This window comes from Paenirhodobacter sp. YD-8 (genome assembly GCF_056590935.1).
This window is the reverse complement of the sequence record NZ_CM152649.1, coordinates 1800684-1814788: the sequence shown is the minus strand read 5'-3', so window position 1 is coordinate 1814788 and position 14105 is coordinate 1800684. Positions and strand designations below refer to the sequence as shown.

Sequence of the window (14105 nt, the reverse complement as noted above, 5' to 3'; positions counted from 1 at the left end):
CGGGCCCGGCATCGCGGGCGCGCATTTTTGGTTCAGATATCGAGGGTGTTGTCGCGTTCCCAGTGGGAGAAGTGGTTCACGAAGGCGTTCCACTCCTGCATCTTGAGCTTGAGATATCCCGCCGAGAATTCCTCGCCCATGGCGGCCTTGAGGCCCGGATCGGCGTCATAGGCGCGGATCGCGTCGAGAAGGTTCAGGGGCAGCTTCGGCGCGCCCTCGATCTTGTGGCCCTCGGCATACATGTCGATGTCATAGCGCGGGCCCGGATCGGCGTCGGTCTTCAGACCCGAGAGCCCCGCGGCGATGATGACAGCCTGCAGCAGATAGGGGTTCACCGCGCCGTCGGGCAGCCGCAGCTCGAACCGGCCGGGGCCCGGCACGCGCACCATATGGGTGCGGTTGTTGCCGGTCCAGGTCACGGTATTGGGCGCCCAGGTGGCGCCCGAGAGCGTGCGCGGCGCGTTGATCCGCTTGTAGCTGTTCACCGTCGGGTTGGTGATGACCGCAAGCGCCGAGGCGTGCTTCATGATGCCGCCGAGGAAGGCGCGGCCGCTGTCCGACAGGCCGAGCTCCTTCGTGTCATCGGCAAAGGCGTTCTTGCCGGTCTTCGTGTCCCACACCGAGATATGGGCGTGGCAGCCGTTGCCGGTCAGCCCCTGGATCGGCTTCGGCATGAAGGTCGCGCGCAGCCCGTGCTTTTCCGCGACCGATTTCACCATGAACTTGAAGAAGCTGTGCTTGTCGGCGGTGGCCATCGCGCCGTCGTATTTCCAGTTCATCTCGAACTGGCCGTTCGCGTCCTCGTGGTCGTTCTGATAGGGCTCCCAGCCGAGCTCGAGCATGTAATCGCAGATCTCCGCGATCACGTCATAGCGGCGCATCACCGCCTGCTGGTCGTAACAGGGCTTCGCCGCGGTGTCGGCCGCGTCCGAGATCGTGAGCCCGTCGGGGGTGAGCAGGAAGAACTCGGGCTCGACGCCGGTCTTCACCTCGAGCCCCATCTCGGCGGCCTCGGCGATGAGGCGGGACAGCACGTTGCGCGGCGCCTGCGCAAGGTCGGCGCCCTCCATCACGCAATTCGAGGCGACCCAGGCCACGTCCTTCTTCCAGGGCAGCTGGATCACCGAGGGCGCGTCGGGCACGGCGAGCATGTCGGGATGCGCCGGCGTCAGGTCGAGATGCGTCGCGAAGCCCGCAAAGCCCGCACCGTCGGCCTGCATGTCGGCAATCGCCGAGGCCGGCACCAGCTTCGCCCGCTGCGCGCCGAAGAGGTCGGTGTAGGAAATCATGAAGTATTTCACGCCCTTTTCGCGGGCGAAGGCGGCAAGATCGGTCATCGTCGTTTCCCTGTTGCGGCCTCTCGGGCCTCGCGGGCCTTGTGGCCCTTTTCACGTGACGGAGGATCGGCACGGGCGGGTCGCCCCGCCCGTCCGCTCAGAACCCGGACTGGCCGGGGATCCAGCTGGTGCCCGCAAGCGGCACACCCGCCATCGCCGCCGCCTCGATCGTCAGCGCGCACAGATCCTCGGGCTCGAGATTGTGGACATGGCTCTTGCCGCAGGCCCGCGCGATCGTCTGCGCCTCGAGCGTCAGCACCGCGAGATAGTTGCGCAGCCGGCGCGCCGCCTCGACCGGGTCGAGCCGCTTCATCAGCTCGGGGTCCTGGGTGGTGATGCCGGCCGGGTCCTTGCCCTCGTGCCAGTCGTCATAGGCATCCGCGGTGGTGCCGAGCTTGCTGTATTCGGCCGCCCATTTCGGGTCGTTCTCGCCAAGGGCGACGAGCGCCGCGGTGCCGATCGAGACCGCATCGGCGCCAAGCGCAAGCGCCTTGGCCACATCGGCACCGGTGCGGATGCCGCCCGAGACGATCAGCTGCACCTTGCGGTGCATGCCCAGATCCTGCAGCGCCTTCACCGCCGGCCGGATGCAGGCAAGCGTCGGCTGGCCGACATGCTCGATGAACACATCCTGCGTCGCCGCGGTGCCGCCCTGCATGCCGTCGAGCACCACGACATCGGCCCCCGCCTTCACCGCGAGCGCAGTGTCATAGTAAGGCCGCGCGCCGCCGACCTTGATGTAGATCGGCTTTTCCCAGTTGGTGATCTCGCGGATCTCGAGGATCTTGATCTCGAGATCGTCGGGGCCGGTCCAGTCCGGATGCCGGCAGGCCGAGCGCTGGTCGATGCCGACCGGCAGGTTGCGCATGCCCGCGACCCGCTCGGTGATCTTCTGGCCCAAGAGCATGCCGCCGCCGCCGGGCTTGGCGCCCTGGCCGACCACGATCTCGATCGCATCGGCGCGGCGCAGATCGTCGGGGTTCATCCCGTAACGGCTCGGCAGATACTGATAGACGAGCTTTTCCGAATGGCCGCGCTCCTCGTCGGTCATGCCGCCGTCGCCCGTGGTGGTCGAGGTGCCGGCCATCGTCGCGCCGCGGCCGAGCGCCTCCTTCGCCGGGCCCGAGAGCGCGCCGAAGGACATCCCGGCGATCGTCACCGGGATCTTCAGCTCAATGGGTTTCTTCGCGAAGCGCGTGCCGAGCACCACCCCGGTGCCGCATTTCTCGCGATAGCCCTCGAGCGGATAGCGCGACATCGAGGCGCCAAGGAACAGCAGGTCGTCGAAATGCGGCATCTTCCGCTTCGCACCGCCGCCGCGGATGTCATAGATGCCGGTCGCCGCGGCGCGCCGGATCTCGGCGTTGATCTCGGGCGAGAAGGTCCAGCTGTCGCGCGGCAGGGTCTGGGGGGTCTTGTCCATGGGTCGGGTCCTCAATACGCCGAGGCGTGGTCGACGTGGAAATTGTAGAGCGTGCGGGCAGAACCGTAGCGTTTGAACTCCTCGGGCTTCGCCGGCGCGCCCGAGCTCTCCAGAAGCTCGGCCAGGATCGCCAGATGCTCGGGCCGCATCTCCTTCTCGATGCAATCGGCACCGAGCGACTTGACCGAGCCGCGCACGAAGAGCCGCGCCTCGTAGAGGCTGTCGCCAAGCGCCTCGCCGGCATCGCCCAGCACCACCAGATTGCCCGATTGCGCCATGAAGGCCGACATGTGCCCGACGTTGCCATAGACCACGATGTCGATGCCCTTCATCGAGATGCCGCAGCGCGAGGACGCATTGCCCTTGATCACCAGAAGCCCGCCATGGCCGGTGGCGCCCGCATATTGGCTCGCGTCGCCCTCGATGATGACGGTGCCCGACATCATGTTCTCGGCCACGCCCGGCCCGGCCGAGCCCGTCACATGCACGGTGGCCTGCTTGTTCATCCCCGCACAGTAATAGCCCGTCGAGCCCTTCACCGTGACCTCGATCGGCGCATCGAGGCCGACGGCCACGGCATGCGCGCCCTTCGGATTCTCGATCACCCAGGCGGTCTGGTTGGTGCTGGCGGCCTGCGCCTGCAGCGCGGCATTCAGCTCGCGAAGGGCCGTGGTGGACAGGTCGATCGTCTGCATGATCAGCGCTCCCAGAAGTAGACGGTGGCGGGTTCCGGTTCCCAGACCCGCGCGGCCTCGATCCCCGGGAGTTTGGCGAAGGCGCGGTATTCCGAACCGAAGGCGACGTAATCCTCGGTCTCGGCCATCACCGCGGGCTTGCACGCGATCGGGTCGCGCACCACGCCGAAGCCATTCTTCGTGCCGACGACGAAGGTGAAGAAGCCGTCGAGATCCTCGAGCGTGCCCTCGAGCGCCTCGCCGAGGTTCGCGCCCTCGGCAAGCCGCGAGGAGATGTAGCAGGCCGCCACCTCGGTGTCGTTCTGCGTCTGCGGCGCAAAGCCCTTCGCGCTCAGCACCCGGCGCATCGCGTTGTGGTTCGACAGCGACCCGTTGTGCACCAGGCACTGGTCGTCGCCGGTCGAGAACGGATGCGCGCCCATCGTGGTGACCGCCGATTCCGTCGCCATCCGGGTGTGGCCGATGCCATGGCTGCCCGCCATCGCCCGGATCCCGAAGCGCGCCGCCACGTCCTTCGGCAGCCCGACCTCCTTGAAGATCTCCATCGCAGATCCGACGCCCATCACCCGCAGGCCCGCCTCGGCCGCGAAGGCCCGCGCCGCCGCCTCGGTCCCGGCCGGGATCGTCAGCACCGCATGGGTGTCGATCACCGCCATCGCGACCGGCGCGCCGAGCGCCGCGCCAAGCGCCGCGTCGAGCCCGGCGAACGCCGTCTCCGGCGTGTCCGACTGGACCGTCATCTTCAGCCCCTCCGACGCATCGCCATAGATCGCGATCCCGGCACTGTCAGGGCCGCGGTCGGTCATGGTGATCAGCATGTCGGTGAGCATGTCCCCGAGCCGGGGGCGCAAAGCGTCCTTCTTCAGAAAGAGGCCAACGATGCCACACATGGTCTTCTCCGTTCAGCTTCGGCTTGAGCCGTCACGGATTGACTAGCAGGCAATTTATTTTCTTCACAATTCATTTTGCTTCTTGAGAAGAAGAATTTCTCACGATGCAAATCGTGCCGCTTTTCCGGGCAGTTTTCCCCGCGCCCCAGCCCCCCAAGCCGCAATTCCGGGCAGATCACCCCGCCCGCCCACCCCTCACGCAACCTGCGGATAGGTGATGATCGACAGGGGACGGCTCAGAACTCGACCTCGAGCTCGACGATCTCGTCGGGTTCGGCAAGTGCGCCCTCCGTCCATTCCTGCATCGGCGCCCAGCCGAGGATGGTCTCGACATAGGCCGCGAGCCGGGTCTCGAGCGGCACGGAATAGGTGCGGAAGCGGGTGCAGACCGGGGCATACATCGCATCGGCGACGGTCGGCGCGGCGCCGAACAGGAACGGCCCGCCATGGGTCGCGAGGCACTCGAGCCAGATCGCCTTGACCCGTTCGACATCCGGGCGCGCCCCCGAGAAGATCTTGAACTTCTCGTGCCGCGCCTTGAGATTCATCGGCAGCGCCGAGCGCAGGTTGTAAAAGCCCGAGTGCATCTCGCCCGAGACCGAGCGGCACTGGGCGCGGGCGACCTTGTCGGCGGGATAGAGCCCGGCCTTGGGAAAGGTCTCGTTCAGGTATTCGGCGATGGCGAGCGTGTCCCAGACCTCGACCTTGCCATGGGTGAGCCGCGGCACCAGCACCGAGGGGGTGAGCAGCAGCAGTTCCTGCCGCGCGCCGGCATCGGAAAGGTCGACCGGGCTCTCGGCGAAGTCGAGCCCGGCCATCTTGCACAACAACCAGCCGCGCAAGGACCATGACGAATAGTTTTTCGATGAAATCGTAAGCGTTGCTTGCGTCACGGTGCCTCCTTGCCCGAGAAGGGCTGTATTCCCGCAAATTTTGTCGCAGGCTGCCGGGGGCCTGACCAGCGGTTTTCGGGCGTCAAAGGGGTGAATCGCCATGCTTTATGCAACCTACCAGTCTCTTGATGATATTTTCGCCCCTTTTCGCACCGCCGCCCATTTCGCGCTCTCCTTCACGCCCAAGGCCAGCGGCCCCTTCGCGCAGCTGATCCGGCAGCAGGCGGCGGGGCTCGAGATGATTACCCGCTTCGGCCTCAGCCATGACCGGCCGCGCTTCGGCATCGGCACGGTGAAGGTCGATGGCTGCGAGCGGCCGGTGCGCGAGGAGGTGGCGCTCGAGCTGCCCTTCGGCCGGCTGCTGCACTTCGCCCGCGATCTCGACACGCCGCTGCCGAAGGTGCTGGTGACGGCGCCGCTCTCGGGCCATTTCGCCACGCTGCTGGCGGGCACGGTGCGCACGCTGCTGCGCGACCATGACGTCTACATCACCGACTGGACGAATGCGCGCGACGTGCCGCTGTCGGCGGGCGATTTCGGCGTCGAGGATTACGTCGCCTATCTGATCCGCTTCATGGAAGAGATCGGCCCGGGTGCGCATATGCTCGCGGTGTGCCAGCCCTGCGTGCAGGCGCTTGCCGCAACCGCGGTGATGTCCGAGGACCGCAACCCGGCCACGCCGCGCTCGCTGGTGCTGATGGCGGGGCCGGTCGATGTGCGCGAAAGCCCGACCTCGGTCAACGATCTGGCGAACGAGAAGCCGATGGACTGGTTCGAGCGCACGGTGATCGGCACCGTGCCGCTGCGCTTTGCGGGCGCGGGGCGCAAGGTCTATCCGGGCTTCGTGCAGCTCTTCTCCTTCATGGCGATGAACATGGAGCGCCACCGCGAGCAGCACGAGAAGCTGTATCACCACCTCGCCAACGGCGAGGAGGCCGAGGCGAAGAAGATCAAGGACTTCTACGACGAGTATTTCTCGGTGCTGGACCTGACCGCGGAATTCTACCTCGAGACCATCGACCGGGTGTTCCAGAAGGCCGAGCTGGCGACCGGCGACTTCACCTACAGGGGCCGCAAGGTGAATCCCGGCGCGATCCGGCACACGGCGCTGCTGACCGTCGAGGGCGGGCGCGACGACATCTGCGGGCTGGGACAGACCTCGGCCGCGCATGACCTGTGCAGCGCGCTGCGCCCGCATCTGAAGCGCCACCACCTGCAGGCGAATGTTGGCCATTACGGCGTGTTCAACGGCCGCCGCTGGGACAACGAGATCTATCCGGTGGTGCGCAACATGATCCTGGCGGTGGATTAAGAACACCGCGCAAGCGACTGTTTGAAAAGAGCCCCCCCGGCACCACGGGCCCCGGGAGATGGTCGTTTCAGGGCTCAGGCGATCCGTTCCAGCCGCGCCGGCAGGCCCTGACGCACCGAGGTGCCGGCGACCGGATCGACCCAGACCCCCGCCTTCGGCCGGGTCGGATCGAGCATGCCGACATCGTTCAGCAGCACCCCCGTCGCCAGCCGCGGATCACCGGGCCGGGTCTCGCCGTCGATGGTGATCGCCTGCGCGCCGAAGCCGCGGTGGCCAAAGCCGTGCTCGATCGCCACCGTGTCGGGGGCGATGCCCTCGCGCACCACCGCCACGCTCTCCAGACTGCCACCCGGCGTCGTCAGCCGCACCCGGTCGCCCGTCGCGATGCCATGCGCGGCGGCCAGCGCGCGCCCGATGTTCACCGGGTTCGAGGCCACCACCCGCAGCAGCGCCGGCGCCCCGACCGAATAGGAGTTCTGCAGCGGCGACTTGAAGGAGACGAGCTTCACCGGCCAGTCGCTTTCGGGGTAATGCGCGGCGACCGCCGAGCCATCGGCGAATTCGGGCTCGAGCCAGGCCGGACACCCCGGCAGCCGCGTGCCGGTGCCGGCGCGGCGGAAGGAGCCGAGCGCCTCGTTCCAGACCTGCATCGGCTGCTCGAAGGGATGGGCGGCCCGCTCGCCGTCATAGCCCTTCGGCGCATCCTCGTAGCGCCCGCCCTTGGCATAGATCGTCGCCGCGCGGCGCCACTCGTCGGGCTTCAGCGTCGCCTCGAGATCGGCGCGGATCCGGCTCACCCCGCTCAGCGCGATGTCGTCGTCGCTCGCCTCGGCCACCGGCTTCTGCCCGATCGTCGCGACATTCGCCGCCCCGCGCAGATACCAGTCCTCGGCGCGCTCGAGCGGATGCAGAGTGCCCTCGGCATCGGGGATCGCATCGGCACCGAAGCCGGGCAGCCCCATCCGCTTCGCCGTGGCGATCAGGAAGGTCTCCATCCCCACCCGCTCGCCCGCGGCATTCCTTTCCATCCGCGGTTCGACCACCGGCCAGCGCGCCGTCGTCGCCTTGGTCGCGATGCCGCCCCAGGGCCTGGTGAAGCCCCAGGTCTCGTACATCACCGAGTCGGGCACGATGTAATCGGCGATCGCCGAGCTCTCGTTGATGAACGGGTCGATCGAGACGATCAGCGGCACCACCTTCGGGTCCTTCAGCCGCTCGACCAGATGGGCGATGCCGGGCAGGCCATAGACCGGATTGGTGTTGCGGAAGACGAGCGCCTCGGCGCCATAGGGATAGCCGGTGACGATCGAGGAGATCCACTCGGTCGCCAGCCCCGGCGCGTTCGGATACCACGGCCCGTCCGCCGGATAGGGCTTGCCCGCGGCCGTCTTCGCCTTGAACTCCGAGGTCTTCTCGTAAGGCGCGTTGCGGCCGATCGGCAGGCCCTTCGCCGTGACCGCGCCGGGGAAATCAGCAAGGTCATAGGCCGGGCCCTTGGCATCGGGGAACCAGCCGCCCGCCACCATCGTGCCGCCCTTGCAGTTCAGGTTGCCGATGAGCGTGTTGATCATCATCAGCGCATAGGCGTTGTAATGGCCCGTGCCCGACATCATGCCGCCATGGCTGTTCACCGCGGCGCGGCGGCCGTGGCTGGTCAGTTCGCGCGCCAGCCCCTCGATCGTGGCGAGCGGAATGCCGCAGGCGGCGGAATATTCCGCCATCTCGTGCTTCATCGCCTCCTCGCGCAGCAGGGTCAGCGCGGTCTTCACCGCCACTCCCTGCCCGGCAGCCTCGACCACGCCGTCGAAGAACAGCGGCGCGGCCGAGGTCCCGGCCGGGGCCGGGCCGGTCCCCGAGGCGACCAGGAAGTGGTCGGCCTCGGAATAGGGCTCCACCCCCTCGGCCAGCGGCAGGCCGATGTCCGAGCCGCGCAGGAAGCGGCCGAAACGGGGGTGGGTCGGGGCAACGATCACCAGATGGGTGGCGTTGGTGAAGCTTGCCTCGCCCGCGGCCTCGGCGGCGGCCTGCGTCGGCTGGGCAAGATAGGGGGCGTTGATCTTGTCGGTCTCGAACATCCAGCGGATGATCGCCATCGCCAGCGCGCCATCGCTGCCGGGCTTGATCGGCACCCAGCGGGAGCGCTCGCCCGAGGGGCCGTTCTGCGCATGGGTCAGCACCGGGTCGACGACGACATAGCCGAGCTTGCCGTCCGCGCGGGCCTGCGCGACCTTGGTGCCGACGATCTTGAACGGGTTGCCGGCATTGCCCGGCGCGGTGCCAACGAACAGGATGAACTCGGCGTTGTTGAAGTCGGGCTTGGCGTGCGGCTGGGTCTTGAAATCGCCGAACATCGCGCCCGAGCCGTTGCGATAGGCGCCGCCGCAATAGGCGCCGTGGCGCACGAAATTGGTCGAGCCATAGCTTTGCTTGAGCCAGCGCAGCACCAGATTGTCGCGCCCGTCATCGACGCAGTTCATCCAGACAAGCCCGTTCGCGCGCGGGCCGAACTCTGGCGCGCCGGCCTTGATCGGGGTCTTCAGGTCGCGGATCTCGCGCAGCCCGGCGACGTGCCCCTCGCCGAACAGATCGCCGCCCTCGACCACCTCCTCGACCAGCTGCTCGAAGCTGATCGTCTGCCATTCGCCCGCGCCGCGCGGACCGACGCGCTTGAGCGGCCTCAGCACCCGGCGCGGATTGTCGAGCTGTTGCAGCACCGCATTACCGCGCCCGCAGGCGGTCGAGCGGTGGGTCAGCCCGCCACCCTCGCCCGCCCGGGCCAGCGCGGTGAAGCTCGCGCGCACCGAGCTTGCGTAGGGGATGTGCGGGTCGGTCGACATCGGGCTGAAGGGGTTGCCCGCGACGCGCAGCACCTTGTTCGCCGCCCGGTCGACGCGCACCCGCACGCCGCACATCGTGGTGCAACCGATGCACATCGTATAGCTCACCGCCTGATCGGGGTTCGGGATCAGATCGCCGGTTTCGGCGTCGAGGCGGAACTCGGGCTCGGGGGCAAAGCCGGTCAGCGCCTGCCGCGGCACCGCGCCCGACCATTTGCCGCGGGCGATCTTCTGCACCGTCTCGGCATAGCCCGCACCGAAGGTGGCAAGCGCCCCGGTCGCGACGGCGCCCTTGAGGATGTTGCGGCGGGTGGACATCGGGTCTCTCCTTCAGAGGCTGCGGGCGGGTTCGGAGGCGGTGCCGGATTTCGGCACCCCGGCCTGATCCCAGGGAACGAAGGTCGTGTAGGCGATCAGCAGGAAGAGCCAGAGCCCGAAGGTGCCGATCACCCCCATCAGCCCGGCAAGCCCGGTGGGCATCAGCGCGTCGTAAAGGCCCGACCCCACCTTCGGCACCGCCTGCCCGCCCATGAACACGGTCCAGCGGAACATCCAGGCGGCATGGATGGCGAGTAGCCCGGTGATCCAGCCGCTGCGGTCCGGGGCGGCAAGGGCGATGCCGAAGGGCAGCACGATCGCCACCGCCCCCCAGAGCGCGATCCGCTGCCAGACCGGGAAGCCCGCGACGGAGGCGAGCGCCTCGGCGTGGCGCGGGCTGAGGCCCGTGAGCGCGAGCGCGAACCAGGCCGCGCCCAGCACACCGACGAGGCCGAGCGCCAGCGCAAGGGCGCGGTTCATCGCCGCCTCGACCGCCGCCCCGGTGCCAAGCGAACGGCCGAGCACCAGCATCACCCCAAGCGCGCCGACACAGCCCGTGGCGGCGAATTGCAACGGCAGGAAGGGGGTGTTCCACAGCGGGCGCGAGCGCACCACCATCACCTCCATCCCGGTGTAGGTCAGGATGCCGAGCGCCGCGAGCCCGGCCAGCACGCCGAGCGGACGGGCAAAGCCGTTGCCCGCACCGCCGAGCGCCAGGAGCCGGAAGAGCGGCGCATAGCGCCAGTCGCCCTGCCCCCAGGTCCACAGGGCCGGCCGATGCACGGCCCAGGCGAAGGCGATCAGCAGCCCGACATAGCCCGGCACGATCCAGGCGCCCCAGGCCATCCACGAGGTCGGGTGGGTGTAGAAGAAGAACTCCCAGAACCGGCCGGGCTGATGCAGGTCGGCCAGGAGCGCGATCGGCGCGGTGATCCCGGTCGTCACCGCGGTCATCAGCGCGAGCCGTGCGCGCGGCAGCGCCGCCGCGCGGCCCAGCACGAAGCCCGGCAGCGCCAGGAGAAGCGCCGTGACCGAGAGCGCGATCAGGAAGAAATACTGCACCGCCCAGGGGAGCCAGGCCGCCTCGTGCGTCGCGCCGACAAGTTCGTGGATCTGCACCTGCATGTCAGTGGACCTCCGCCACGCTCGCGCCCGGGTCGAAGGGCGGATGCCAGGCGGCCTCGCCCGTCACGCGCCCGTCGAGCACCGCGTCGAGACCGATGTAATAGACGTTCGGATGGGTGTGCATCTCGGGGCGCAGCACCGAGACCGGATGCGCCGCCAGCAGTTTCGAGACGGGGCTTTCCGGGTCGTTCAGGTCGCCGAAGTTGCGCGCGCCGCCGACGCAGGTCTCGACGCAGGCGGGCAGCAGCCCGGCGCGGGTGCGGTGGATGCAGAAGGTGCACTTGTCGGCCACCTGGGTCTCGTGGTTGACGAAGCGCGCGTCATAGGGGCAGGCCTGCACGCAATAGGCGCAGCCCACGCATTTGCTGGCATCGACCAGCACCTCGCCGGTCTCGGCCTTGAAGGTCGCCTCGACCGGGCAGACCGGCAGGCAGGGCGGATCGTCGCAATGGTTGCACAGCCGCGGCAGCATCACCATCGCCGGGTCCTGCCCGTCCGTCACCAGCTCGTAGACCGAGACATGGGTGCGGAAGGCATCCTCGGGGACGTGGTTTTCCATGATGCAGGCGACGGTGCAGGCCTGACAGCCGATGCATTTGCGCAGATCGACCACCATGCCCCAATGCGGGGCCCTGGCCGGGCCGGCGGCCTCGGCCGCCTCGCCCGCCCCCGCGATCGAGGCCGCGGCGCCGATCGTCACCCGGCCGACCGCACCGAGAAAACCGCGACGGTTCGTGTCCATGGCTGGTCCTTTCCTTCTCTGTCGGAAAGAACCCTACGTCCGGCGGCGCCCCGAGCGGTATCGGCGCAAACCCCGCAAACCTAGGGGTTTGCCCCTAGGTTTCGGTCCAGCCCGCCGCGACAAGCAGACGCACCAGATCGGCGGCGCTACTCGCCCCCATCTTGTCCATCACGTTGTGACGGTGGATCTCGACGGTCTTCAGGCTGATGCCGAGCTCGGCCGCGATCTGCTTGTTCAGCCGGCCAGCCAGCACCGCGCGGGCGACCTCTGCCTCGCGCGCGGTGAGGCTGTCGACACGGGCGCGCACCTGCGCCGTGCCGCGCGCCGCCTCGGCCCGCGACCGGCTGAGCGCCAGCGCCTCGTTCAGCCGCCCGACAAGGGCCATGCCGTTCACCGGCTTCTCGAAGAAATCCATCGCGCCCGCGCGCATCGCCCGCACCGCCATCGGCACGTCGCCATGCCCGGTGATCATGATCACCGGCAGTGCACAGCCGCGCCGGCCAAGCTCGTCGAGGAGTTCAAGCCCGGTCATCCCGGGCATCCGCACATCGGCAAGGATGCAGCCCACCCCGGCACAATCCAGCCGGTCGAGCAGCTCGGCCGCCGAGGCATGCGCCTCCACCCTCAGCCCGAGCGAGCCGAGCAGGAAGCCCAGCCCCTCGCGCGCGGCGCGGTCGTCGTCGACCACATGGATCACCGCATCCTCGTTCATCTTTCCTCCTGTACCGGCAGCCAGAGGCTGACGCGCAGCCCGCAGCCGTCGGCGGGGGTCTCGGCGCGCAGCCAGCCGCCATGGGCCTCGACGATCGAGCGGCTGAGCGCAAGCCCCAGCCCGATCCCCTCGGGTTTGGTGGTGTGGAAGGCCTCGGCGAAGCGCGCCATCGCGGCGGGCGACAGGCCGGTGCCCCGGTCTCGCACCGAGATGCACACTCCCGCCCCCTTCAGCGCATCGGCCTGCCGCGCCGAGCGGATCAGCAGCCGCTTTTCCTCGGCCGGCGTCTCGGCCATCGCCTCGACCGCGTTCTGCACCAGGTTCAGCACCACCTGCTGCAACTGCACCCGGTCGGCGAACACCACCGGCAGATCGCCCGCCAGCATCAGCTCGGTGCGCACGCCGGCGCGGTGCACCGTCGCCTCGTAAAGGACCGCCGTCTCGCGCAGCATGTCGTTCAGATCAACCGGGTCGCGCAGGCTCTCGCGCTTCTTCACGAAGGCGCGGATGCGGCGGATCACGGTCGCCGCGCGTTCGGCCTGCGCCGCGATCTCGGTCGAGGCGCGGTCCATGTCCTCGGGGGTGAAGGTGCCGAACTTCAGCCGCATCGAGCAGCCCTGCGCGTAATTCGCAATCGCGCTGAGCGGCTGGTTCAGCTCGTGCGCGATGCTCGAGGCCATCTCGCCCAGGATCGACAGCCGCGCGACGTGCTCGAGCTCGCGCCGGTGCAGCCGCTCCTCCTCCTCAAGCCGCTCGCGTTCGGCGATCTCGCGCACCAGTCCCGCATTCGCGGCATCGAGCGCGGCGGTGCGGCGGCGCACGAGGCTCTCGATCCGCACCGAATAAAGCGCCCAGAACATCAGCGCGATGCCAAGCGCAATGAGCCAGTCGCGGTAATCCTCGACGAATTCGCTCAGGCTGACCGGGCCAGTGCGGGCATAGGGGCCGATGCGCAGCGCGCGCAACAGGTCATGCACCGGCTGATAGTCGAGCGGCACAGTCCAGAGGTTGCCCCCCTCCATCCCAAGAAGCGCGATCGCCACCTGTTTCGACAGCGCCGCATCGGTGTGGCGGGTCTTGGCGAAGGGCCAGCCCGGATAGACCCGGCTCGAGACCGCGCAGGGCACCTCGGGCAGGTCGCGGATGGCAAAGGCATGAAGCCCTGCCCAATGCCCGGGGTCAGCCGCCTGCAGCTCCTCGAGCAGGCAGGCGCGCAGCACCGCGGCATCGGCCTTGCCGTCAAGCACCGCCTGCGCCGCGGCCTGCATCGGATAGCCGGTCACCAGGGGCTCGATCCGCCCGGGCAGGCGCGTGTCATGGTCGTAAAGCTCGCGCCAGAGCACCTGAAAACCGCCGAAGGCCTCGGGCGCGACGACGGCGAGGCGGCGGCCGGAGAGGTCATCATAACTTTCGAGCGGCTCGGTGGTGACCAGCGTCGAGGCCACCGGCATGTCGCCCTCGGCCGTCGCGATGCGGCTGACATGGTGGCGATATTCAAGCTCGGCGTAATTGCCGGGGTTGGTGATGACGAAATCGAGGCTGTTGGCATCGAGCGCGGCATCGAGGGCATGGATGTCGAGCGCCACAAGCTCGAAGCGATGGCCGGGCAGCGCCGCGTTCAGCGCCGCCCCGGTCGCCTGCCAATGCGCGATCGAATGCTCCGAGCCCTGATAGTCGAGCACGCCGATGCGCAGCACATCGGCCTGCGCGGCCGGAGCGGCACATGCCACAAGGGCCGCCACCACCAGCCCCCAGCCTGCCCCGATCCGTCCCAGCACCCGTGCCCTCGCTCTTGTCCGCCCCAAGCATAGGCGCAAGCGC

General features: G+C 68.5%; 11 protein-coding genes. 1 reads left to right on the top strand and 10 read right to left on the bottom strand.

Annotated features, from left to right (window positions below; translation table 11 throughout):
* Positions 1–32 precede the first annotated feature (32 nt).
* The 5 genes from glnT to AC0QTQ_RS08820 form a co-directional block, all read right to left on the bottom strand.
* Complete coding sequence (glnT, locus tag AC0QTQ_RS08840) at positions 33–1337, bottom strand: type III glutamate--ammonia ligase (protein WP_480259135.1); 1305 nt, start codon at positions 1335–1337, stop codon at positions 33–35.
* Positions 1338–1434: 97 nt separating this feature from the next.
* The gene (locus AC0QTQ_RS08835; RefSeq protein WP_480258759.1) at positions 1435–2760 is read right to left on the bottom strand and encodes an FMN-binding glutamate synthase family protein; all 1326 of its coding nucleotides are present in this window, start codon (positions 2758–2760) and stop codon (positions 1435–1437) included.
* A gap of 11 nt (positions 2761–2771) precedes the next feature.
* On the bottom strand, positions 2772–3455 hold the full coding sequence (locus tag AC0QTQ_RS08830) for a protein GlxC (protein WP_480258758.1): 684 nt from the start codon (positions 3453–3455) through the stop codon (positions 2772–2774).
* A 2-nt stretch (positions 3456–3457) separates the two neighbouring features.
* Positions 3458–4345 carry a class II glutamine amidotransferase gene (locus AC0QTQ_RS08825; RefSeq protein WP_480258757.1) on the bottom strand — a complete coding sequence of 296 codons (888 nt, stop codon included), beginning with the start codon at positions 4343–4345 and terminating at the stop codon, positions 3458–3460.
* A gap of 236 nt (positions 4346–4581) precedes the next feature.
* Complete coding sequence (locus tag AC0QTQ_RS08820) at positions 4582–5163, bottom strand: glutathione S-transferase (RefSeq protein ID WP_480259134.1); 582 nt, start codon at positions 5161–5163, stop codon at positions 4582–4584.
* Positions 5164–5338: 175 nt separating this feature from the next.
* Between AC0QTQ_RS08820 and AC0QTQ_RS08815 the strand changes: the two genes are divergently transcribed.
* Complete coding sequence (locus tag AC0QTQ_RS08815) at positions 5339–6550, top strand: polyhydroxyalkanoate depolymerase (RefSeq protein ID WP_480259133.1); 1212 nt, start codon at positions 5339–5341, stop codon at positions 6548–6550.
* A gap of 74 nt (positions 6551–6624) precedes the next feature.
* Here the strand turns inward: AC0QTQ_RS08815 and AC0QTQ_RS08810 are convergent, their stop codons facing one another.
* From AC0QTQ_RS08810 to AC0QTQ_RS08790, 5 genes are all read right to left on the bottom strand, one after another.
* A complete protein-coding gene (locus AC0QTQ_RS08810; protein ID WP_480259132.1) occupies positions 6625–9705 on the bottom strand; it encodes a molybdopterin dinucleotide binding domain-containing protein in 3081 nt (1026 codons plus the stop codon).
* A gap of 12 nt (positions 9706–9717) precedes the next feature.
* Positions 9718–10830, bottom strand: coding sequence for an NrfD/PsrC family molybdoenzyme membrane anchor subunit (nrfD, locus tag AC0QTQ_RS08805; RefSeq protein WP_480259131.1), 1113 nt, complete (start codon positions 10828–10830; stop codon positions 9718–9720).
* Between the two features lies 1 nt (position 10831).
* A complete protein-coding gene (dsrO, locus tag AC0QTQ_RS08800) occupies positions 10832–11572 on the bottom strand; it encodes a sulfate reduction electron transfer complex DsrMKJOP subunit DsrO (protein WP_480259130.1) in 741 nt (246 codons plus the stop codon).
* 94 nt (positions 11573–11666) lie between these two features.
* Positions 11667–12284: a response regulator transcription factor gene (locus AC0QTQ_RS08795; RefSeq protein WP_480259129.1), complete on the bottom strand. Its 618-nt coding sequence runs from the start codon at positions 12282–12284 to the stop codon at positions 11667–11669.
* Positions 12281–14062: a sensor histidine kinase gene (locus AC0QTQ_RS08790; RefSeq protein WP_480259128.1), complete on the bottom strand. Its 1782-nt coding sequence runs from the start codon at positions 14060–14062 to the stop codon at positions 12281–12283. The genes AC0QTQ_RS08795 and AC0QTQ_RS08790 overlap by 4 nt, the downstream gene beginning before the upstream one ends.
* Positions 14063–14105: the final 43 nt, after the last annotated feature.